The sequence below is a fragment of the Actinomycetota bacterium genome (assembly GCA_036280995.1).
Lineage (GTDB): Bacteria > Actinomycetota > CALGFH01 > CALGFH01 > CALGFH01 > CALGFH01.
This window is the reverse complement of the sequence record DASUPQ010000354.1, coordinates 1-2,374: the sequence shown is the minus strand read 5'-3', so window position 1 is coordinate 2,374 and position 2,374 is coordinate 1. Positions and strand designations below refer to the sequence as shown.

Below are 2,374 nucleotides of genomic sequence, written 5' to 3'. Positions count from 1 at the left end.
ATCGTTCGGACGCTCGCCTCAGGTCGCAGGTCGAGGCGCCGAAGGAGCTGTGCATTGATTGCCACGACGATGGTGGAGAGTGACATGAGAATGGCTCCGACCGACATGGGCAGCACGAACCCGATCGGGGCCAGCACCCCGGCGGCCAGCGGCACGGCGATCAGGTTGTAGCCGGCGGCCCACCACAGGTTCTGCTTCATCTTGCGGTAGCTGGCCTTGGACAGCTCGATCACCGACAGCACCGAGCGGGGGTCGTCGCTGGCCAGGATGACCCCGGCGGAGGCGATGGCGACGTCGGTGCCGGCGCCGATGGCGATGCCGACGTCGGCCTGGGCCAGCGCGGGGGCGTCGTTCACGCCGTCGCCGACCATCGCCACCCGACGGCCCTCGGACTGCAGCTGCTGCACCTTGGCGGACTTGTCCTCGGGTCGGACCCCGGCGAAGTAGCGGTCGATGCCGAGCTCGTCGGCGACCGAGGCGGCCACGGCCTCGGCGTCGCCGGTGATCATGACGACCTGGACGCCACGGGAGTGCAACGCGTCCACGGCCTGCCGGGACTCCGGTCGGATCTCATCGGCCAACCTCAGTGCCGCGACCACCTCACCGTCGACCAGCACGTGCAGGATGATCGCGCCCTCCCGGCGCCACTGCTGGGTCACGTCCAGCTCGGCAACGTTCTCCTGCTGCAGCAGGTACGGTCCGCCGACCTGCACCCGCCGCCCCTCGACGGTGGCGGCGACCCCGACCGCGGGGGAGGAGGTGAAGTCCGACGAAGGCGGCAGGTCCAGCCGACGGTGTTCGGCCGCGGCGACGATGGCCCGACCAAGCGGGTGCTCGGAGTAGGCCTCGGCACCGGCCGCGAGCCGCAGCACCTCCTCCTCCGCCATCCGAGTGGGGTGCACCGCGGTGACGCTGGGCTGGCCCTTGGTGAGGGTGCCGGTCTTGTCGAACAGCACGGTGTCGACGGTGCGCATCGCCTCCAGCGCGAGCCGGTCCTTGATCAGCACCCCGCCGCGGGCGGCGCGTTCGGTGGCGATGGCCACCACCAGCGGGATGGCCAGGCCGAGGGCGTGCGGGCAGGCGATGACCAGCACGGTGATGGTGCGGACCACGGCGGCGTCGGGCATTCCGAGCAGGGTCCAGACGATCGCGGTGATTACCCCGGCGATCAGGGCGAACCAGAACAGCCACGCGGCCGCCCGGTCGGCGATCCGCTGCGCCCGGGAGGTCGAGTTCTGGGCGTCGGCGACCAGGCGTTGGATGCCGGCCAGGGCGGTGTCCTCACCGACGGCGGTGATCTCGACGCGTAGACCCGAGTCGGTGGCCACGGTGCCGGCCACCACGTGGTCGCCCTCGCCGCGGCGGACCGGCTTGGACTCCCCGGTGATCATCGCCTCGTCCATGCTGGCCGTGCCGGACCGGATCCGGCCGTCGGCCGGGACCCGCCCGCCGGGCCGGACGATCACCAGGTCGCCCAGTCGGAGGTCGGTCGGTGCCACCTCCTCGGTGTCGTCGCCGACGACTCGCTCAGCCTGATCGGGCAGCAGCGCGGCCAGGGAGTCCAGCGCGGAGGTGGTCTGCGCCAGGGACCGCATCTCGATCCAGTGGCCGAGCAGCATGATCACGATCAGCAGCGCCAGCTCCCACCAGAAGTCGAGCTCGTGGTGGAGTATGCCGAGGCTGGCGCCCCAGGAGGCGAGAAAGGCCACGGTGATGGCCAGCGCGATGAGCAGCATCATCCCGGGCTGGCGGGCGCGCAGCTCGTCGACCGCGCCGGTCAGGAACGGCCGCCCGCCCCAGACGTACATGACGGTGCCGAGCAGCGGGGAGACCCAGCCGGCCCAGCCGGCGGCGGGCAGGGAGTAACCCAGCAGCATCGCGAACATCGGGGAGAACACGATCACCGGCAGCGCCAGCACCAACATGATCCAAAACAGCCGACGGAACTGGCCGACGTGATCGCCGTGGCCACCATGCCCGCCGTGACCGCCATGACCGCCGGTGTCATGCTCGTCGTGGTGACTGTGATCGGTGTGCCGGTCGGTGTGGTGGTGGGCGTCGGTGACGGCGTGGCCGGCGTGGTCCGCGCCTGACCGGCCACGGTCCTGCCCATGGGCCTCGGTGTGGTGGTGGGTGTCGGCGCTGGCCGGCTCTGTTGGCCGGCGGCTGGGCTCGGTCATCGGGTCACCTCATCGAGTGTGTGCGGGCGGGTCGCCGGGGAAGCGGTTGCAAATGCGGAGCCGGAAGGCTATGGCGGACTGAACGGCGGCAGCTGGTGGGCGGTGCTGATGGAATCTCCACGTGGGCTGACTGATGGGGTCCGCGGGTGGTGAAGCGCCGCGGCGAAGGCCAGCAGACGCGCCGGGGCACTCAT

General features: G+C 71.1%; 1 protein-coding gene. It reads right to left on the bottom strand.

The genetic code is table 11. From position 1 onward, the window contains the following. A partial coding sequence (locus tag VF468_12050) for a heavy metal translocating P-type ATPase (protein HEX5879030.1) occupies positions 1-2,180 on the bottom strand: 2,180 nt, incomplete at its 3' end. Between the last annotated feature and the right edge of the window lie 194 nt (positions 2,181-2,374).